This is a genomic window from Desulfurivibrio modestus, from assembly GCF_044068625.1.
In the GTDB taxonomy this organism is placed as follows: domain Bacteria; phylum Desulfobacterota; class Desulfobulbia; order Desulfobulbales; family Desulfurivibrionaceae; genus Desulfurivibrio.
Map to the genome: position 1 here is coordinate 24,373 of NZ_JBIPKH010000019.1, position 18,098 is coordinate 42,470.

Annotated in this window: 20 protein-coding genes and 1 tRNA gene; 18 read left to right on the plus strand and 3 right to left on the minus strand. The window is 58.4% G+C overall.

Annotation, left to right across the window (positions count from 1 at the left end):
• Positions 1-2 precede the first annotated feature (2 nt).
• Positions 3-782 (plus strand): Jag family protein, encoded by a 780-nt coding sequence (locus ACHHRT_RS11035; protein ID WP_395499827.1) that lies wholly within the window; start codon positions 3-5, stop codon positions 780-782.
• An 11-nt stretch (positions 783-793) separates the two neighbouring features.
• Positions 794-2,221, plus strand: a complete 1,428-nt coding sequence (gene mnmE, locus ACHHRT_RS11040) for a tRNA uridine-5-carboxymethylaminomethyl(34) synthesis GTPase MnmE (RefSeq protein WP_395499828.1) — start codon at positions 794-796, stop codon at positions 2,219-2,221.
• A 3-nt stretch (positions 2,222-2,224) separates the two neighbouring features.
• On the opposite strand, the gene rd is transcribed toward mnmE, so the two are convergent.
• Positions 2,225-2,389: a rubredoxin gene (gene rd / locus ACHHRT_RS11045; protein ID WP_395499829.1), complete on the minus strand. Its 165-nt coding sequence runs from the start codon at positions 2,387-2,389 to the stop codon at positions 2,225-2,227.
• 192 nt (positions 2,390-2,581) lie between these two features.
• Between rd and ACHHRT_RS11050 the strand changes: the two genes are divergently transcribed.
• From ACHHRT_RS11050 to ACHHRT_RS11090, 9 genes are all read left to right on the plus strand, one after another.
• Complete coding sequence (locus ACHHRT_RS11050) at positions 2,582-3,586, plus strand: transposase (RefSeq protein WP_395499830.1); 1,005 nt, start codon at positions 2,582-2,584, stop codon at positions 3,584-3,586.
• Between the two features lie 32 nt (positions 3,587-3,618).
• On the plus strand, positions 3,619-4,173 hold the full coding sequence (hpt, locus tag ACHHRT_RS11055) for a hypoxanthine phosphoribosyltransferase (protein ID WP_395499831.1): 555 nt from the start codon (positions 3,619-3,621) through the stop codon (positions 4,171-4,173).
• The gene (gene bioA, locus ACHHRT_RS11060) at positions 4,170-5,579 is read left to right on the plus strand and encodes an adenosylmethionine--8-amino-7-oxononanoate transaminase (RefSeq protein ID WP_395499832.1); all 1,410 of its coding nucleotides are present in this window, start codon (positions 4,170-4,172) and stop codon (positions 5,577-5,579) included. Before hpt ends, bioA begins: the two co-directional genes overlap by 4 nt.
• Before the next feature lie 10 nt (positions 5,580-5,589).
• A tRNA-Arg gene (locus ACHHRT_RS11065) sits at positions 5,590-5,666 on the plus strand.
• Positions 5,667-5,704: 38 nt separating this feature from the next.
• Positions 5,705-6,145, plus strand: coding sequence for a type VII toxin-antitoxin system MntA family adenylyltransferase antitoxin (gene mntA / locus ACHHRT_RS11070; RefSeq protein WP_395499833.1), 441 nt, complete (start codon positions 5,705-5,707; stop codon positions 6,143-6,145).
• A 28-nt stretch (positions 6,146-6,173) separates the two neighbouring features.
• The gene (hepT, locus tag ACHHRT_RS11075) at positions 6,174-6,548 is read left to right on the plus strand and encodes a type VII toxin-antitoxin system HepT family RNase toxin (protein ID WP_395499834.1); all 375 of its coding nucleotides are present in this window, start codon (positions 6,174-6,176) and stop codon (positions 6,546-6,548) included.
• A gap of 87 nt (positions 6,549-6,635) precedes the next feature.
• Positions 6,636-7,880, plus strand: coding sequence for a Fic family protein (locus tag ACHHRT_RS11080; protein ID WP_395499835.1), 1,245 nt, complete (start codon positions 6,636-6,638; stop codon positions 7,878-7,880).
• An 18-nt stretch (positions 7,881-7,898) separates the two neighbouring features.
• Positions 7,899-8,045, plus strand: coding sequence for a hypothetical protein (locus ACHHRT_RS11085; RefSeq protein ID WP_395499846.1), 147 nt, complete (start codon positions 7,899-7,901; stop codon positions 8,043-8,045).
• Positions 8,046-8,115: 70 nt separating this feature from the next.
• Positions 8,116-9,288 (plus strand): ATP-binding protein, encoded by a 1,173-nt coding sequence (locus tag ACHHRT_RS11090; RefSeq protein WP_395499836.1) that lies wholly within the window; start codon positions 8,116-8,118, stop codon positions 9,286-9,288.
• 71 nt (positions 9,289-9,359) lie between these two features.
• Here ACHHRT_RS11090 and ACHHRT_RS11095 read toward each other — a convergent pair whose 3' ends face one another.
• Positions 9,360-9,683 (minus strand): type II toxin-antitoxin system PemK/MazF family toxin, encoded by a 324-nt coding sequence (locus ACHHRT_RS11095; protein WP_395499837.1) that lies wholly within the window; start codon positions 9,681-9,683, stop codon positions 9,360-9,362.
• Positions 9,680-9,892: an antitoxin MazE family protein gene (locus ACHHRT_RS11100; RefSeq protein WP_395499838.1), complete on the minus strand. Its 213-nt coding sequence runs from the start codon at positions 9,890-9,892 to the stop codon at positions 9,680-9,682. Before ACHHRT_RS11100 ends, ACHHRT_RS11095 begins: the two co-directional genes overlap by 4 nt.
• Before the next feature lie 216 nt (positions 9,893-10,108).
• Between ACHHRT_RS11100 and ACHHRT_RS11105 the strand changes: the two genes are divergently transcribed.
• The 7 genes from ACHHRT_RS11105 (at position 10,109) to ACHHRT_RS11135 (ending at position 18,043) form a co-directional block, all read left to right on the plus strand.
• Positions 10,109-10,420 (plus strand): helix-turn-helix domain-containing protein, encoded by a 312-nt coding sequence (locus ACHHRT_RS11105; protein ID WP_395499839.1) that lies wholly within the window; start codon positions 10,109-10,111, stop codon positions 10,418-10,420.
• Positions 10,417-11,640: a type II toxin-antitoxin system HipA family toxin gene (locus tag ACHHRT_RS11110; RefSeq protein ID WP_395499840.1), complete on the plus strand. Its 1,224-nt coding sequence runs from the start codon at positions 10,417-10,419 to the stop codon at positions 11,638-11,640. Before ACHHRT_RS11105 ends, ACHHRT_RS11110 begins: the two co-directional genes overlap by 4 nt.
• A gap of 268 nt (positions 11,641-11,908) precedes the next feature.
• Positions 11,909-13,642: a hypothetical protein gene (locus ACHHRT_RS11115; RefSeq protein WP_395499841.1), complete on the plus strand. Its 1,734-nt coding sequence runs from the start codon at positions 11,909-11,911 to the stop codon at positions 13,640-13,642.
• A gap of 238 nt (positions 13,643-13,880) precedes the next feature.
• Positions 13,881-14,789 (plus strand): hypothetical protein, encoded by a 909-nt coding sequence (locus ACHHRT_RS11120; protein ID WP_395499842.1) that lies wholly within the window; start codon positions 13,881-13,883, stop codon positions 14,787-14,789.
• Positions 14,790-15,107: 318 nt separating this feature from the next.
• Positions 15,108-15,650, plus strand: a complete 543-nt coding sequence (locus tag ACHHRT_RS11125) for a class I SAM-dependent methyltransferase (RefSeq protein ID WP_395499843.1) — start codon at positions 15,108-15,110, stop codon at positions 15,648-15,650.
• 33 nt (positions 15,651-15,683) lie between these two features.
• Positions 15,684-16,973 (plus strand): hypothetical protein, encoded by a 1,290-nt coding sequence (locus ACHHRT_RS11130; RefSeq protein WP_395499844.1) that lies wholly within the window; start codon positions 15,684-15,686, stop codon positions 16,971-16,973.
• Positions 16,970-18,043 (plus strand): class I SAM-dependent methyltransferase, encoded by a 1,074-nt coding sequence (locus ACHHRT_RS11135; RefSeq protein ID WP_395499845.1) that lies wholly within the window; start codon positions 16,970-16,972, stop codon positions 18,041-18,043. Before ACHHRT_RS11130 ends, ACHHRT_RS11135 begins: the two co-directional genes overlap by 4 nt.
• Positions 18,044-18,098: the final 55 nt, after the last annotated feature.

The following is an 18,098-nucleotide window of genomic DNA, read 5'->3' on the forward strand; positions in this document are numbered from 1 at the left end:
CGATGAGTGCCTTAATGGAATACAAGGGCGACGATGTCGATCAGGCGATCACCAACGCCTGTGCCGCCCTGGGAGTGGATAGAGAGGCCCTGGAGATCCAGGTGGTCACCACCGGTTCCGCCGGGATTTTTGGCCTGGGCCGCCGCAAGGCGGTGGTCCGGGTGGGGCTGAAGGTCGCCGCCGCCCCGGTGGCCGCTGAGGTGGCCGACGAAGTGGTCGGCAAGGCCGCCGCGGCCCCGGAAAAGGAGTCGGCGGAGAGCGTCGATCCCCTTTCCCCCGAGGAGCTGGCTAAGGTGGCGGCCACGGTTGCCCGCCTGCTGGAGCTGACCGGCCGGGCCGTTGAAGCCCGGGTCGGCGAGGTCCAACCCGACGGCAAGATCCCCATCGAACTGGTTGGCGAGGAGAGTGAGCTGCTGGTGGGTTCCGAGGGGCAGGTGCTGGACTCCCTCCAGTATCTGCTGCGCAAGATGCTGACCAAAGAGCTTAATCGGCGGGTGCTGCTGGAACTCGATGCCGGGGGCTACCGGGATCGCCGCCATCAGGAGTTGCGGGAACGGGCCCTGGCCCTGGCCGCCGAGGTCAAGAGCAGTGGCCAGAACCGGACCCTGGCCGCCGTCGGCCCGGCCGAACGGCGCATTATCCATCTGGCCCTCCAGGGCGACAGCGAGATCCGCAGCCGGAGCGTGGGGGAAGGGCTGTTCAAGAAGGTTCTGATCCACCTCCCGGGTAAAGGAGGGGGGCGCCGGCGCCCGCCGCGTTCCCGGGGTAAAGGCAGGTCCTGAGGCGGTCCGCCATGGACGCCTACGCTGAATTCGAGCAGGCCACCATCGCCGCCATTGCCACCCCCCCCGGCCCCGGCGGGATCGGGATAATCCGGGTCAGCGGCCCGGCGGCTCCCGCCGTGCTGACCCGCCTCTTCCGCCCGGCCAAACCTGCCGCCCATCCCGCCCCAATTCCCAGTCATCGTTTGCGCTACGGTTGGATTATCGATCCCGGCAGCGGCCATCCCCTGGACGAGGTGATGGCGGTTTACATGGCCGCGCCCGCCACCTACACCCGGGAGGAGGTGGTGGAGATCCACTGCCATGGCGGCTACGTGGTTCTGCGGGAGATTCTGGCCCTGATCCTGGCCATGGAGGGGGTCCGGGCCGCCGAGCCGGGGGAGTTCACCAAACGCGCCTTCCTCAATGGCCGCATCGACCTGACCCGGGCCGAGGCGGTACTCGATCTGCTCAACGCCGAAACCCGTCAGGGCTTGAATCTGGCGATCTCCCAGCTCAGCGGCGGCCTCCAGCAGCAACTGGCCGGGGTCCGTGACGCCCTGCTGGCCATCCTGGCGGTGCTGGAGGTGGCCATCGATTTCCCCGACGAGGATGGCGAGATCATCGATCACCGCCAACTCCATCGGCAACTGGCGGAGGGGGTAAACGCCCCCCTGGCCGCGCTGCTGGCGGGCCGGGCCCGGGGCCGGATCTTCCGGGAGGGGGCGGCGGTGGTGATTCTGGGCCGGCCCAACGTGGGCAAATCCAGTCTGCTCAACGCCCTGCTGCGGGAGGAGCGGGCCATCGTCACCGCCATTCCCGGCACCACCCGCGATACCATCGAAGAGGGTCTGAATATCCACGGGGTGCCGGTGCGGATCGTCGATACCGCCGGCATCCGGGAAAGCAGCGAACAGGTGGAGGAGATCGGGATTCGCCGGTCCCGCAGCCTGGGGGAGCGGGCCGATCTGGTCCTGCTGCTGCTGGACGCGGCGGCGGGGGTGACCGCCGAAGACCTGGCGTTGTATGAGAGTGTGCGGGAGAAAAACCTGCTGCTGGTGGTGAACAAGGTCGATCTGCCGGAGGTGGCCGGGGGGTTGGCGGCCCAGGGGACCACCCCTTGGGCGGGCGACTTTCCCGAGCGGCCCCTGGTGGCGATCTCGGCCCGAACCGGGCAGGGGTTGGCGGCGCTGGAAGACGCGGTTTTTCAGGCCCTGACCGGCGGCAAACCGTTGGACCCCGGTTATGCCTGCGTGCCCAACGCCCGGCACGAGGCCGCCCTGGTCAAGGCCCTGGAGGGGGCGGAGCGGGTGGCCGCCGGTTTGCAGAACTCCCTGGCCCCGGAGCTGATGGCGGTGGAGGTGCAGGGCGTTTTGGGGCAACTGGGTGAGATCAGCGGCGAGACCAGTGGTGACGATGTGCTGGATGCCATCTTCTCCCGGTTCTGCATCGGCAAATAGGGGTTATTGCTCAATCGGCGAGAACTGGCTCTTGTCGGCCCCGCAGATCGGGCAGGTCCAGCTTTCCGGCAGATCGGCAAAGGAGGTGCCAGGGGCGATGCCCCCTTCCGGGTCGCCGGCTTCCGGATCATAAATGTAACCGCAGACGTTGCATTCGTACTTTTTCATGGTTGTGCCTCCAGAGGGTGAAGCCCGGTGCTGCCGGAGGTCGCCGGGGCTTTTGAGTCCCATGATGCTGGAGGCAGGGCGGGGCGTCAAGGCTTTTCTGGGGCGGCGTGATCGAACCCAAGGAACCCAAGGGGACGGAGTTAGCTTATTAGCTTAGTTGACAATCCTATTTTAACCAGCTACGATTCCAGCATGCCAAGACATAAACGCCTTGATATCCCCGGTGCAGTTCATCATGTCATTGTCAGAGGGTTGAATCGTCAGGATATCTTCCTGGGCGACAACGACCGGAACGACTTTCTTGTCCGTCTTGAAACAGGCCTCTCCCAGACCGGGTGCCGGTGCTACGCCTGGGCATTGCTTCCTAACCACTTCCATCTTCTTGTCCGCACCGGCGAACAATCGCTCAGCAGCCTGATGCGGAAAATTCTTTCCGGCTATGCCATAGCATTCAACCGTCGCCACCAGCGAAGCGGTTATCTTTTTCAAAACCGGTACAAGTCTGTTTTTTGCCAAGAGGAAAAATATTTTCTGGAATTGCTGCGCTATATTCATCTGAACCCCCTCAGGGCCGGAGTTGTGAAAGATATGGGCGAACTGGAGCAATATCCGTGGTCCGGGCACGCCGTTCTTGCGGGGCGGACCAGGAGAGACTGGCAGGTGGTCGTGGAAGTCCTTGCGCGTTTCTCCAGGACCGAGCAGGAGGCGGTATCCCGATACCGTCAGTTTGTTGCCGATGGGATCAGTCTCGGCCGGCGTGAAGAATTGACCGGAGGGGGCTTACGAAGAAGCGCCGGGGGGTGGGAGGGTTTGCGGCAGTTGCAACGTTCCGGAGAATGTTGTCGGGGTGACGAACGCATTCTTGGCGATGGGGATTTCGTCAACACCGTGCTGCAGAAGGCCGAGGAGAAATTGACCCGCCGGGAGCAATACAGGCGGCAGGGCTGGGACTTACCGAGACTGGTGCAGGAAGTTTGCAAGCTGCTGGCTGTTTCCCCGGAAGACCTAAGAAAGAAAGGCCGGGCCAACGATATTTCCCACGCCAAGGGGCTAATCTGCTACCTTGGTTATTCGCGCCTTGGTATCAGCGGCACGGAGTTGGCCGGCTATTTTGCCATGAGCCGGCCATCGGTGTCGCAGGCGATTCAGCGAGGCGAGCGAGTGGCCAGGGAAAAGGCGGTTAACCTACTAAACTAACTCCGTCCCCAGGAGGACAGGAGGAGGGGTTGATGAAAGGAATGCAGGTTTTGTACAGTGCCGAGGAGATCGCCGCCCGGGTGGGGGAGTTGGGGCGGCAAATTTCCCGGGATTATGCCGGGCGGGATCTGGTTCTGGTGGGGGTGCTCAACGGCGCCTTCATGCTGACCGCCGACCTGGCCCGGGCGATCAGCATTCCCTTGATGCTGGACTTCGTGCGGGCGGCCAGCTACGGCCAGGCCACCGCCTCCTGCGGCGAGGTGCGGCTGGGCAAGGATGTGGAGCTGGATCTGACCGGCCGCCATCTGCTGCTGGTGGAGGATATCGTGGACAGTGGCCGCACTTTGGCCCGGCTCCGGGAGCATCTGCTGGCCAAGGGCGCGGCCTCGGTGCGGGTCTGCGCCCTGATCGACAAACATGAGCGGCGGGAGGTGGAGGTTACCGTGGATTACCCCGGGTTCAGCGACGCCCACGGTTTTCTGGTGGGTTACGGCCTGGATCACGCCGAACGCCATCGCCAGTACCCCGCCATCTATCGAGTCGAGGGGCGAGTCGAGGGGCGAGTCGAGGAGGAGCAAGGATCTTGAACGAAGCTATTTTGCAGCAAAAGGATCGGGCCTGCCTCTGGCACCCCTTCACCCAGCAGTACGACTACGCCCGGCGGGACCTGCTGCTGATCGACCGGGCCGAGGGAGTGATGCTTTACGATGGCCGGGGCAAGGGCTATTTCGACACCATCTCCTCCTGGTGGTGCATCTTGCACGGCCATGGGCACCCCACCATGAAGGCTTACGTCAGGGCCCAAATGGAGCGGTTGGATCAGGTGTTGCTGGCCGGCACCAGCCACGAACCCGCCATCCTGCTGGCGGAAAAGCTGGTGGAGCTGACTCCGCCGGCTTTAAGCAAGGTTTTCTATTCCGACAACGGCTCCACCGCCTGCGAGGTGGCGGTGAAGATGTCGCTGCAATACTGGCAGCAGAGCGGCCAGCCCCGGCGGCGCGGTCTGGTGGCCCTGGAGCGGGGCTACCATGGCGATACCATCGGCACCATGAGCCTGGGGGGGGTGCCGGAGTTTCACCAGGCCTTTGCCCATCTGATGTTTTCCTCCCACCGAATTCCGCCCCCTTACTGCTATCGTTGCCCGGCCGGGATGGAGCCGCCCCCGGCGGATGCCGCCGGGCTGAATGATCCCGACGCGCCCCTGGCCTGCGACTGCCGTTGCCTGGCCCCCCTGGAAAAACTGCTGGCCGAGGAGGGGGAGGGGATCGCCGCCTTTATCCTGGAGCCGCGCATTCTGGCGGCCGGGGGGATGATTATCTACCCGGCCGCGTGGTTGCGACGGGCCGCCGAGTTGACCCGTCGCCACGGCGTCCACCTGATCTTCGACGAGGTGGCCAGCGGTTTTGGCCGCACCGGCCGGATGTTCGCCCTGGAATCGGCGGGGGTAACTCCCGATTTCCTCTGTTTATCCAAGGGATTGACCGGGGGGATGCTGCCCATGGCGGTCACCATGACCACCGACGAGGTTTATCAGGCCTTTTACGCCGAATATAGCCAGGGCAAGACTTTTTTCCACGGCCACACCTTTTCCGGCAACCCCCTGGCGGCGGCGGCGGCCCTGGGTTCGTTGGAGGTTTTCCGCCAGGAACGGACCATGGCCGGGCTGCCGGCCAAGATCGAACATCTGGGCCGGCGGCTGGAACGCTTCCGCGATCTGCCCTGGGTGGGGGATCTGCGCCGGTTGGGGATGATCGCCGCCCTGGAGCTGGTCAAGGACCGAGCCACCAAAACCCCCTTCGCTCCGGCTGAGCGGGTGGGTTGGCCGATCTATCTGGCCGGGCTGGAGGAGGGGCTGATCCTGCGCCCCATGGGCAATGTGGTTTACCTCTGGTTGCCTTTAAGCGTCACCAGCGAAGAGATCACCGAGATCACCGAAAGAATGTGGCGGGTTTTAAGCAACCCGGCTAATATCAAGGGGTTTTCCGCAGTTTGACAAGGCATGGGCGCCTGTAGCTCAGCTGGATAGAGCACCGGCCTTCGAAGCCGGGAGTCGGGGGTTCGAATCCCTCCGGGCGCACCAGGATTGAAAAATATAGGGAGTTTCCCTGGTTTCCTAAAATGACCCCTGCCCCAGATCCCCAGCCTTCCGAGATTGCTCGGCAGTTGCAGCCGGTCTTCGCTCAGCGGAACGAAATCAGCGCGGCGTACCTTTTCGGGTCGGCCGCGAAGGGTCGGTTGCGGCCCGGCAGCGATGTCGACATCGCCCTTTTGCTGGCTCGAGAACCCCGGGCCCTGACCCGCAAAGCTTTGCTGGACAGCCTGCTGCCGGCCCTGGGTCGTATCCTGCGACGGGATGTTCATTTCCTGTTCCTGAACAACGCTTCCTATCTGGCCCGGGCGCAGGTTTTTAACAACGGTGAACTCCTCTACGTGCGGGATCGCAAGGAACTGGCCAGGTTCCGCATGATCAGCACCGCCTTGCTGGCGGACTTTATGCCCTATTTGCGCATGACGCAACAGGGTCTCGAAAACAGACTGAGGCGCGGGCATGGTGGATAAGAACATTATACTGGCCAAAATATCGGCCATGGAAAAACATCTGCAAAGGGTCCGTACGAAACGGGAGATCGGCCCGGATATTTTTCTGCGGGATATTGATTGCCAGGAAAGCATTTTGTTCAATCTGCAGATGGCCATCCAGAACTGTATCGACCTGGCCGCGCATGTGGTCAGCGAAGAGGGGCTGGGCGCGGCCGGAAGCACCAACGAGCTTTTTTACCTCCTGGAGGACAAAGGCCTCATCGAGCCCGAACTGACGGAGGCCATGGTCAAGGCCGTGGGTTTTCGCAACCTGGTGGTACATGAATACGGCAAGATAGATCTGGAAGTGGTTTTCCGGGTATGCCACGAGAATGTGGCTGATTTGGAAAGATTCGCCCGGGCCCTCATGGACAAATACTAGTGGTTTCCTAAGCGGTCATTAGAGCGGCCACGGTGAAGCTCTTTGAGTAACTGGACAACCTTTTAACTCTATGATATAAGAGCGTTCATGAGTGTAATTAGCGCGGACAATGAACCGGCCATTGCAGCGGCCTTAAACCTCCCGGACCGTGGCGAATCGATCGCCTTGATGGAGCCGATGGTGGTGAGCGAAAGCTCAAGACACCGCACGGCTTTATGTGATCTCGCCATTGAACTTGCGGGCAAGGCTGCCGGGTTCCGCCGCAGTCTGCCGAGGGGGGTAATGGCGGCCCTGGCTGATCTGGTACGGGCCATGAACTGCTACTACAGCAACTTGATCGAAGGTCACGATACCCACCCGGTCGATATCGAACGCGCGCTCAAGAACGACTACAGTACGGATCCCGCCCAGCGCGACCTGCAGCTCGAAGCAAAGGCTCATATCGCGGTCCAGAAATGGATTGATGATGGCGGATTAAAGGGCCGGGCCACAACCGGCAGCGGTCTCCTCGAGACTCACCGGCGCTTTGGTGAGTTGCTCCCCGGCGACCTGCTCTGGGCGAAAGACCCGGAAAGCGGCGAGAGAATAAGGGTCATCCCCGGCGCGTTGCGGGAGCGCGATGTTCGGGTGGGTCGGCATGTACCCGTCAGTCCCGGCGCCTTGCCCCGCTTCCTGGCGCGCTTCGAAGCGGGCTACGGCAATCTCGGCCCAACGGATGCTATTCTGGCCGCGGCGGCGGCGCATCACCGGCTGCTCTGGATCCACCCGTTCCTCGACGGCAATGGTCGGGTCGCGCGTCTGATCTCTTACGCGATGCTGCTGGAGACCTTGAATACGGGCGGTGTCTGGTCCATCGCCAGGGGACTGGCCCGCAATGAGGGCACCTACAAGAGTCAGCTTGTGGCGTGCGATATGGTGCGGCGCAATGATCTTGACGGTCGCGGCCATTTGAGCGAAGAGGCGTTGGCGGAGTTCACCCGCTTCTTTCTCACCACCTGCATCGACCAGGTGAAATTCATGGAAAGCCTGGTTCAGCCGGATCGGCTGCGCGACCGTATCCTGATCTGGGCGGAGGAGGAAATCCGGGCCGATACCCTGCCGCCAAAGTCAGGCGCGGTGCTGGAAGCCGTGCTTTATCGCGGTGAGCTGCCCCGGGGCGAAGTTGCCCGTATCACCGGCACCAGCGAGCGCCAGGCCCGCCGCGTAACGGCCGCGCTTATCGAGCAAGAGGCCCTGGCCTCCGCCAGTTCGCGGGCGCCTCTTCGTCTGGCCTTTCCCGCCAAGCTCGCCTCGCGCTGGCTGCCGGGGCTTTTCCCGGAAAAAACGGCATAGAAAGCCCGGGCCGGGCTGATCAAAAACTACACGGGAGTATCCGCCCCCTACGAGGCCCCGGCTAACCCGGACCTCCGTCTTGATACCGGCAATCGCCTTTTGACGGAATGCGTCGCAAGCATAATCGGGCTGCTGACTCAAAAGAACATCTTAGCTAATAAATAGATCTGCCCCCTTTTTTATGTATATTTAAATTAAAAGTTGCAATCTGCATAATTGCGGGCTACGTTCCGGTATGACTATTATTCCCCGTACAGCAGCGCCTTATCTGCGGAAATTTTCCGGGCAGTATCCGGTGGTGACCATTACCGGGCCACGACAGAGCGGCAAAACCACCTTGTGCCGCATGGTTTTTGCGGACAAAAAATATGTCAGTCTGGAAAATCTTGATACGCGTCGCTTTGCCCAGGAAGATCCCCGCGGATTTTTGGCGGGTCTGCCGGACGGAGCGATCTTGGATGAAATCCAGCAAGCCCCGGAACTGCTCTCTTATATTCAGACCATAGTTGACGAAGAGCAGCGGCCGGGCCTGTTTATTCTTACCGGCAGTCAGCAGTTTGAAGTAACCAGCGCCGTCAATCAATCCCTGGCCGGCCGGACGGCGATTATCAAGCTGTTACCGTTGAGCATGGATGAACTGGATGATCGCCTGACGGATACCGGAGTCGACCAGTTGCTGCTCAAAGGTTTTTACCCCCGGATCTGGAAGGATGATCTTGACCCCGTTCAGGCTCTGGCCGCCTACCTGGAAACCTATGTCGAGCGGGACATCAGGAAGTTGATCAACATCAAGGACCTGGTTCTGCTTCAGCGTTTTGTCACCCTCTGCGCCGGCCGGATCGGCCAGTTGCTCAATTTCAGCAACCTGGCGGCCGATGCCGGGGTTTCCCATCAAACTGCCCGCAACTGGCTGACCCTGCTGGAAGCAAGTTTTATCCTTTTTCGGTTGCCTCCTTACGCTGCCAACATTGCCAAAAGGCTGGTCAAGTCGCCCAAGCTCTATTTTTATGATGTGGGTTTGGCCGCCCATCTGCTGGGATTGGAGAGCGTTAACCATGTCAGTCGCGATCCTCTGCGCGGCAATCTTTTTGAAAACCTGGTGATTATGGAGGCGCTGAAATTCCGGCTGCATCGGGGTAAGCGTTCAAATTTGCATTTTTATCGCGACAGCAACGGCAATGAGGTGGATTTGCTGCTCAGTTTGGGGCCGGATTTGTACCCCGTCGAGATCAAAGCCGGAATGACCATCAATCGCGACTACTTTAAAGGGCTTGACCATTTTGGGAAAAACTTTCCCCACGGTCAGGGGCGGGCCCTGGTTTACGGCGGCGATGAGGAGCAGCAGCGCTCCACAACCTCCGTGTCCCCGGCAATCAGCTTTCACCGGCTGTTGGCCAGGCTGACATGAAGCCGTTGATATTCGGTCACTGCAACGGATCGAAAAGGTGGTTGCCACACCATGCCTGCGTCGCGAGGAAATTACGCTATCCCGAGAAAGACCGCCAAAGACTGCTCAACTTCCGTCAGTATCTCTTTCTCAACCGTGCCGAACGCGGCTCCCACCTTTTCGCGTGCCACGGTCATGGTTTTGTCCACCATGACCTGAGATGTTTTTTGTAAGCCATTGGTTTCGCTGGGGTGAATCGTTATCCGAAACAGCGGGGTTTCCCGCAAGGCACTGGTTACCGGCAATACCGTCACCGATGGGTGAAGATCAAAGAAATCAGCTTGAATGAGCAGTGCCGGCCTCGGCTTGCCATAATCACCAGGCAGCGCCACCGTCACCAGATCGCCGCGTCTCATTCCCAACCCGTTACGTCGGTGCCGGTCTCAATCCAATTCAGCACTTCGCGTTCATCGGGGTCATTTAGCAGCATTGCCGATTGCCGCCGGCACTCCTTGGCAAACGACGGTTTTCGGGTATCGGGAACCCAAATCTGCACCGGCCGTAATCCTGCCTTGCGTAACCCCTCTCTGTGCTTACGTACTCTTGCCGCGCTTGATGCGATCATGTTGTAACCTCCAAATGTTCTTCTGTTACAGGTAACACGTTCGGTTGGTTTTATCCAGTGTTCTTTTCAAGCATAACCTCTGCTAATCATGGATATTCGGTCACTCATATGGCCAGAATTAAATAATAAAAAGTAATATTTTATCTATAAACACGAATTACATGGTGTTAAGGATAAAATATTGTCTGTTTTTCTCTGGTCCGGTATAATCGAAGCATGGAACCGGCACTTCTTACATTGACCACCCCCCGGGAAATGGGCTTGTCGTTGGCCCGGCGTTTGCGGGAACTGCGGTTGCTTAAAATCTGGACCAGGGAAACCCTGGCAGCGAGGGCCGGAGTTTCCGCCGCCTCGCTCAAGCGTTTTGAAACCCAAGGCAAGGCATCCCTCGACCTGGTGTTAAGAGTTGCCCATGCCCTTGGGCGGCTCAACGATTTTGCGGAGATTCTGCAGTTGCCACCGGCTGCCGGTATCGCCGAACTTGAACGCCGGGCCGCCAAGCCTTTGCCCAAACGAGGTCGGGTATGAAAAAAGTCGAAGTCCGCTTTACCCGCACCCCGGGGGATGAGTTGGTTGTCGGCTTTCTGGCCGAAGATCGTAACCGGGTCTATTTTGAATATACCCCGGAATTTTTGACCACCGGTCTGAACCTTTCCCCCTTCCGGCTGCCTTTCGCCCCCGGCCTGTTCGAGCATACCGACCATAGTTTTGGCCCGCTGCCCGGCCTGTTCGACGATTCCCTGCCCGATGGCTGGGGACTGTTGCTGATGGATCGCCACTTTCGGGCTTCCGGCATGAACCTGGAGAGTTTAGGAGCGCTGGATCGGTTGGCCTGGTTGGGCACCCGCACCATGGGCGCGTTGACCTACCATCCGCCATCGCAGCAGCCTGAAGTTGTGCCGGAGACTTTCGATCTTCACCGCCTGGCCCGCCACGCTGAAGAAATACTCCTTGGCGAGACGGTGGAGGTGCTGCCGCAGTTGCTGCGGGCCGGTGGTTCACCGGGTGGAGCGCGGCCCAAGGTTTTGGTCGGATTTGATCCTTTGCGCGACCGAATCATCGCCGGGGGGAGCGACCAGTTGCCTGCCGGGTTCGAGCCCTGGATCGTCAAATTTTCGTCCCACTACGATGACACCGATGCCGGGGCGATCGAATACGCTTATTCCTTGATGGCCGCCGCCGCCGGCATCGAACTGCCCCGGAGCCGTCTCTTTGTCACCCGCGAGGGTGACCGCTTTTTCGGTTGCCAACGGTTCGATCGCCATCATGCTCGCCGTTTTCACATGCACACTTTCGGCAACCTGATCCAGGCCAACTTTCGGATTCCTGCCATGGATTACCGTGATCTGCTCAAAGCCACATCGTTGTTGACCCGTGACCACCGCCAGGTCGCACAAGCCTTTCGCCGGATGGTCTTCAATGTCTTGGCGCACAACCGGGACGATCATGTGAAAAACTTTGCCTTCATGATGGATGACACCAATGCCGAGTGGCGACTGGCCCAGGCTTACGATCTTGTTTTTGCCTCCGGGCCCGGTGGCGAACACACCATGACCCTGGACGGTGAAGGACGCAATCCCGGCCGTGGGCAAATACTGAAATTGGCCAAGGAGGCCGGATTGGATGACCGGGAAGCCGCAAATATCATCGAGCAGGTTCGTGAGGCGGTTGCAGGCTGGCACGACCATGCAGATCGGGCCGGAGTAAGCCGGCCGGGTCGGGAACGGGTTGCAGCATCCTTGTGGTGAGCGATGGGGCGCAACGGGGGAACACCGTATTATTATTGTCGAAGGCGCATTGCCGAGCGGATAAAAAATAGATCTGTACCCTTTTTAACCATGATGGTGCAGGTCGGCCTGTTCGCCGCCATTTTATCTCCTTCTGGCTTGATTTTTGTGTTATATGTCTTGCCACGGTGCAACCTAATGGTTTGTCATGTAATTTTATAAATTTAATATCATGCGGCCGTGCCGCAAACGGTCTGCTGGGTCCGGCAAGGCTTGAGCTGAAATAGTCATGAATCTGTTTACGGAAACTACTTCTTTCTGGGGCTGGTTTGGCACTGTAATCCGGAATTTTCTGCGGATCAGGCCTTGGACAACCCTGGCAATCATTCTCATGGCCTCGGCCTCTCGGGTTTTCTACGTCCTGGCTTTTTTCATGCCCCTGAAGGTTATTTTACTGGCGGGCTCCCCCGGGGTGCCTCGCTACTTTCAGTTTTTTATCACCCCGGAGCAGAAAACTGCTTGGATTGTCGGTTTCACCCTCGGCGCCATCGCCTGTTATATCCTGACCATGATCCTGGATGCCCTCGTGGACCGACTGGCTCTTGCCGGCAGCGCTCAAGTCCTGCGGCAGGCCCAGGTTATTCCGCTGCTGAACAACCAACAGGCGGTGGTTCAGGGATATTATGCTAAATTTTGCGGTATTTGCGCGGACAGCACTTTTGTGACGGCCGGGTTGCTGGTTGGATTGCTGATTAATACCCAGCTTTTTATTTTTGTAGTAGGGATTATGGTGTTTTTTTACGTTTTTACCGCCTTTTTTGCCCGTAGTTATGATCAGCTTGAACCCCGGCCTTTAGCGGCCTATATCAGGGACAACCTGCTTAACTACCTCAAAGTTCTGGCCTCACTAGTTTTTCTCTCCTCATTTATCGTCCTGTTGATCCCCCTGCTGCTTTCGGAGGATGCCAACATCCTGGCGGCGATTCTTTCCATTATCATTTTGCGCCAACTCGCCGGTTCGCTGGTGGCCATCGTTAAAGACACGGTCACCCTTGCGGGGGCTAGGCACCGGATTGATGCCCTGGTTTTCAAGGATATTCAATTGCAGGAGAAGGAAGCGCCCGAGGAGGTCGTTTTTCGGGAGCTTTTTAATAAAAGAAACCGCAATCAAAGGGCAGAGCATGAACTCGGGCGAGTTATGGCTCTGCCGGCAAAGCCCGATGTTACCTGGCTTGACCCTGTAATTCCCGGTGTGAGTTACTTTGCGATTACGGTTGCCGGGGAGCAGGCTGCCGAAAAGCGACATTACCGCATGGATGTTTATTCGCCCAAACATTTACAGAAATTGGAACATGAGGCCTTTCTTTTTAGCCATGTCTCCCGTTCCGGATTGCATGCCCCCAAACTTATTACCCAGTATTTCGCTGGCTCATTTCAATGCCAGATCTGTGAAGCCGGCTCGGGAGAACGACCAACCGGCGCGGATTGGGGTGCCCTGCAGAAAACGCTGATCGGCCGGAGATGGGGCCATAGCCCCCCCCCGGGGTTGGTGGCGGCGTACTGCTCGTCAAGCCCTCTTTTGCCCCAGCGCCTCGATGAAAACCTCGTTTCATCCATGCAGGTTGCGGTCGATACAGAGGCGGAAGCAGACAACCTGGGGCGGCTGCTGGAAAAGCTGCCTGTAATTCGAGAGAAACTGGAAAAGTTGCCTCTTTATATTTATAACCCCGACCTGCAGCCACACCAGATAATGCTCGCCGGCGACGGTGAGCCACTGGTAATGACATGGTGTCGTTGGTCCCTGGAACCTTTGGGGGCAGGAATCCCGATCAACCTCAAGGAGGTTGATTTGGCGGAGATATTGGACACCGTGCGGGCGACTAGAAATGATGTTTCTGCGGAGTTGGCTCCGGCTGATATTCTGTTTGCGGCCGGTTGTCAGGAGCTTGAAAGAATGATCAGGGGCCGACGCTATAAAGCCGCCTTGCAGCAGGCGGCAAAAATTTTGACCGGCATGGCTTAAGTGGAGGCTTAATTTAATGTCGGCTTTTGATTTAAGTCTGATGCGTCAACTGGTGGCCCAAGTTCCAGGGGCCCGCAGTCTCAAACGCCTGCTATGGCCGGCAGGAGGGAAAAAGGGGAGGTGGCTTGCGCCGTTACCCACTCCACTGGACCGTGGTCCGGTGCCACGGCGATATTCACGGGAACAATTGTTGCGGGAATATCGGGCGAGCGGTCTGGCTCAAGAAGCTGATAATTTTGTGCTCTACCGGATTATCGGCAACGACCTGGTTCCCCGGCACAGCAAGGGCCAGTCCCGGGCCAATCTCTCTTTTATTCTGAAAAACGAGGCAGATTTTCCCGGCTGTGAAAAACGTTTCGTGGTCAACCGTATCGTTGATTCCGAGGAGGAGCGGGCCATCATTGCCCTGCTGGAAAGCAGCGGGAAACCCTTTATTCATATCCCTTTTGTGTGGGATGAATACCGGAGTATTCCTTGGGATAACTCGTTTGAATTCGAGAAATACAAACCCGGCAGCCGCCTCTTTTCCCGCCTGAGCGAAGGGGAACAGGGACGAGTCATTATGCGCCTTTATCGCCATAAAAATAATTATGTAATGAACAACAACGGGGCCAGGAACGCGGCCCTCAGGGAGGGGCGGCAACTGGCCAAATGGGTGCTGCCATGGGACGGCAACTGCTCCCTCACCCCCGATGCCTGGCGGCAGTTGCGGGAAGCGGTGACAACCTCTCCGGAAATTCCTTACTTTCTGGTGCCAATGGCCAGAGTTACCGATAACCGTCAATTACTGAACGACAGCTTTACCCCCAAAGCCGGCGAGGAACCCCAAATACTTTTTCGCCGGGATGCCCCTTTGGAGTTCAACTGCGCATTCCCCTACGGTCGGCGCCCCAAGGTGGAGTTGTTCTGGCGGCTTGGGGTACCGGGGAAGTGGGATCGTTGGCCGATTGAGCCATGGGATTTGCCGTGTCCTCCTTACGCCGAGCAGGCCGGGGCCTTTGCCCATGCTGGCTGGGTGGCCCGACTTTTTTCCGGTCAGGCCCACTTGGAAAAAAAAGGTTCGCAAAGGGCCCTGGTCCGGGTTGAAGCTATTCGCGGTTTTCTGGAAGCCCTGGACGGAACAGAATTTGCTGATGATGGCAAATGATTGTCTCTTTACTTGCCGGACTAAATGTGACAAACTCGCCGAACTATCCGCCCCGGTTGGGCGACAATTATCGAACTGAAACATTACATGCCTGCAATTAATAATATTAAACGCCTGGTTAAGCCTGTCCTGGCGCGGCTGGTGGCTCAGATTTGCCGACCCACCGATGGGATCAGTCCTGCCGGGTCCTGTTATTGCCCTATTTGTGAAAGCAGAGTACAAAGTTTCCTGCCGTTCGGGGATCCGCCAAGGGCAAGTGCCAGGTGTCCCATATGCGGCTCGCTGGAAAGGCATCGGTTGGATTGGCTCTATTTTAAAATGAAGACCGACCTCTTCGACGGCACCACAAAAAAAATAATGCTTCATATCGCGCCGGAAAAGTTTCTGGCGGGAAAATTTTGCGAAATCAATAACCTGGATTATCTGAGCGCGGATCTGAGCAGCCCGAGGGCCATGGTCAAGATGGATATTACGGCCATCAATTACCCCGCCAACTCCTTTTCGATTATCTATTGCAGCCATGTGCTGGAGCACGTTGTCGATGATCGCAAAGCGATCGCGGAGTTTTATCGGGTCCTGTCTCCCGGTGGCTGGGCGGTTTTGCAGGTGCCGATCATGGCCCGGGAAACATACGAGAACCCGGCGATCATTGAACCGGAAGAAAGGAAAAAACACTTTGGTCAATGGGACCACGTGAGGCGTTGCGGGCCAGATTACGTTGAGCGGATAAGTGAGGCCGGTTTTGCGGTCCAGGTGTTCCGTGGAACCGACCTGGCGCCGAAAGCCGATTGCGCCATGATGGGGTTTGACCCGAATAGGCTGATATTTAGTTGCAGAAAACCGTTGTCGGATGGCAACTAAGGTGGCAACAATCTGCAAAACGGAGGAGTTTTAATGTACCTGATCGTTGGCTCTACCCCCTTCTGTAACTGGGAGCGCGTTCTGCCGCTCTTGCAGCGGGCCGGTTGTGCCTGCCCGGCGGCCACGCGTTTGGAAAAGTGGCGATCGGGAGCCAAGGGTGGAGCCGCAAACGCGGCATTCAGAGAGGCCTGTGCCGAGCTGCTGAATGGCTGCGAATCTCCCTCCGTGCTGGCGGTTGACCCCTTTCCCTTAAACGGAGTTCCGCTGGATTTCTGGGTTGGTGAATTTGCCGACACCCACTTGTTGCTGCTGCACAGCCGGCCGGAGAGATTATTGGCACAAGCGATGGCCGAAAATCGGGAGCCGAAAGAGCTGCTTGAACAGTGGCAATCCGCCGCCAAAAAACTCCTGCAATACTACCGGCGCAACCGGGCGCGGGCCACTCTGATCGACGTTGACTGCGCCCTGGCTGCTCCCGAACTTTTTTCCCAGGCCTGCCATGATTATCTGGGCTTAAAAAACGCGCCCGCCAACTCTGAATCCCACCCTAAATCCTCTGCTGTCGCCACCAGATCCGATATTTACCAGTTGATTGCCCAGCAGATGGTTGCCCAGTCCCCCGAGCTGAACGATTTGCTGGCCGAACTTGAGGCCGGATCGCTGCCCTTGGGCGAACTGCCGCTGCCATATTGGGATTGCCAAAGGCTTTACGATGATTACCGCAATTTGCTGGATCAACTGGAGCAGGTAAGCAAGTCCAAAGTCGAGCAGGGCGAGCTGCTGCAGCGGGCCGAAAGCCGGCGCAAGGAACTGGAAGAGGAAAACGAACTGCTCCTGCTGCAGCTCCATCAGGTTCAGGAAGAACTGGAAAACAGATACTTGCAACTGAAGCAGCTCGAGGATTCCCGTTCTGACAAGGAAGAGCTTCAACAACAGTACGAGAGCAAGGTTAAACAACTGGAGAGCGAACGGGCAAAACAGGCCAAACTTTTGGCCGAACAGCAATCAAAGTTAGAGCAGGTAAGCAAGTCCAAAGTCGAGCAGGGCGAGCTATTGCAGCGGGCCGAAAGCCGGCGCAAGGAACTGGAAGAGGAAAACGAACTGCTCCTGCTGCAGCTCCATCAGGTTCAGGAAGAACTGGAAAGGTACTACATGCAGTTGCAGGAGGAGAAAGAGGATTTTGGTCGCAGGGAAAAAAAGCTGAAAGCACTGGAACGTAAAATCAGCTATATGGAAAATTCCAAATCCTGGAAGATCACCCGCCCCCTGCGGGGTGTGATCAAACCATTCATGAAAAAAACAGTCGAGGATAAGCCGGCATGACACAGCTATCCGCCATTATCCACCTGGGGGCCGGTCGGGGCCGGGAGCTGGATGAATACCTGGCTGCCAAGCCGGAACGGATTGTGCTGGTTGAGGCCGATCCCGTGGCGGCACAGCAGCTTGCGCGCCGAACCGCCCATCTGCCCCAGGTTGAGGTCGTTGCGGTGGCCATCGCCCCGGCAGGCAGCAGGGCCGTTCTGAATATCTTCAACCTGGCCGCCTTCAGCAGTCTGCGCGTCCCGACCGGCCTGCGGGAAATGTTTCCCGGCCTGCGGCTCAGTCGGGAAGTGGAGGTGGACGCCCTCAGTCCGGTTGAGTTGGTCGAGATCAGCGGTCTTGCCCCGGACCGGTCAAACTGGCTGGTTATTGATGTTCCCGGCGAAGAAGCCGAGGTTCTCGAGGCCCTGCAGCAGGCGGGCATGCTTCATCTCTTCGACCGGGTCGTGCTCCATTGCGGCAGGGTGGCGTTGTACGAGGGCGGGCGAGATGCCGAGCAGTTGCTTCGGCTTCTGGAGGATAAGGGCTTCGAGGTGGTGAGTTGTGAGGCCGAGATGGATCCGGACCGGCCCTGCTGGGTTTTGCAAAAAAATCTACTCAAAATCGAAAACCGGGAGCTGCGATCTCAGGTTGAACAACTGCAGAAGGCCAAGGCGGAACAGGCCAAGCTGGCGACCGAACGTCAGGCCAAGCTCGATGAGTTGAGCAAGTCCCTCGACGAGCAGAGCCGTCACCTGTTGGAACTCAAGACACAACTGGATCAAGCCACCCGGGCCAAGGCGGAACAGGCCAAGCTGGCGACCGAACGTCAGGCCAAGCTCGATGAGTTGAGCAAGTCCCTCGACGAGCAGAGCCGTCACCTGTCGGAACTCAAGACACAACTGGATCAAGCCACCCGGGCCAAGGCGGAACAGGCCAAGCTGGCGACCGAACGTCAGAGCAGGATTAAACAACTGGAATCGACCCTGGCGGAATTTGAATCCCGCCAAGGCCTGCTGGCCGAAGAGATGGCCCGGGCCGAGGGCCAGATCGACCTGATCAAGGATGTCCTGCTGCGCGAGCCGGGATTATGATGGGCGTTTCCGGAGGGAAAACCGGGACAGAAAAACATAAAAAATGGGGTCTGAC

What these genes read in the sequence shown, in the direction of transcription:
- ACHHRT_RS11035 (WP_395499827.1), top strand. Translation starts at nt 3, where the DNA reads ATGAGTGCCTTAATGGAATACAAGGGCGACGATGTCGATCAGGCGATC.
- mnmE (WP_395499828.1), top strand. Translation starts at nt 794, where the DNA reads ATGGACGCCTACGCTGAATTCGAGCAGGCCACCATCGCCGCCATTGCC.
- rd (WP_395499829.1), bottom strand. Translation starts at nt 2,389, where the DNA reads ATGAAAAAGTACGAATGCAACGTCTGCGGTTACATTTATGATCCGGAA.
- ACHHRT_RS11050 (WP_395499830.1), top strand. Translation starts at nt 2,582, where the DNA reads ATGCCAAGACATAAACGCCTTGATATCCCCGGTGCAGTTCATCATGTC.
- hpt (WP_395499831.1), top strand. Translation starts at nt 3,619, where the DNA reads ATGAAAGGAATGCAGGTTTTGTACAGTGCCGAGGAGATCGCCGCCCGG.
- mntA (WP_395499833.1), top strand. Translation starts at nt 5,705, where the DNA reads ATGACCCCTGCCCCAGATCCCCAGCCTTCCGAGATTGCTCGGCAGTTG.
- hepT (WP_395499834.1), top strand. Translation starts at nt 6,174, where the DNA reads ATGGAAAAACATCTGCAAAGGGTCCGTACGAAACGGGAGATCGGCCCG.
- ACHHRT_RS11080 (WP_395499835.1), top strand. Translation starts at nt 6,636, where the DNA reads ATGAGTGTAATTAGCGCGGACAATGAACCGGCCATTGCAGCGGCCTTA.
- ACHHRT_RS11090 (WP_395499836.1), top strand. Translation starts at nt 8,116, where the DNA reads ATGACTATTATTCCCCGTACAGCAGCGCCTTATCTGCGGAAATTTTCC.
- ACHHRT_RS11095 (WP_395499837.1), bottom strand. Translation starts at nt 9,683, where the DNA reads ATGAGACGCGGCGATCTGGTGACGGTGGCGCTGCCTGGTGATTATGGC.
- ACHHRT_RS11100 (WP_395499838.1), bottom strand. Translation starts at nt 9,892, where the DNA reads ATGATCGCATCAAGCGCGGCAAGAGTACGTAAGCACAGAGAGGGGTTA.
- ACHHRT_RS11105 (WP_395499839.1), top strand. Translation starts at nt 10,109, where the DNA reads ATGGAACCGGCACTTCTTACATTGACCACCCCCCGGGAAATGGGCTTG.
- ACHHRT_RS11110 (WP_395499840.1), top strand. Translation starts at nt 10,417, where the DNA reads ATGAAAAAAGTCGAAGTCCGCTTTACCCGCACCCCGGGGGATGAGTTG.
- ACHHRT_RS11115 (WP_395499841.1), top strand. Translation starts at nt 11,909, where the DNA reads ATGAATCTGTTTACGGAAACTACTTCTTTCTGGGGCTGGTTTGGCACT.
- ACHHRT_RS11125 (WP_395499843.1), top strand. Translation starts at nt 15,108, where the DNA reads ATGAAGACCGACCTCTTCGACGGCACCACAAAAAAAATAATGCTTCAT.
- ACHHRT_RS11130 (WP_395499844.1), top strand. Translation starts at nt 15,684, where the DNA reads ATGTACCTGATCGTTGGCTCTACCCCCTTCTGTAACTGGGAGCGCGTT.
- ACHHRT_RS11135 (WP_395499845.1), top strand. Translation starts at nt 16,970, where the DNA reads ATGACACAGCTATCCGCCATTATCCACCTGGGGGCCGGTCGGGGCCGG.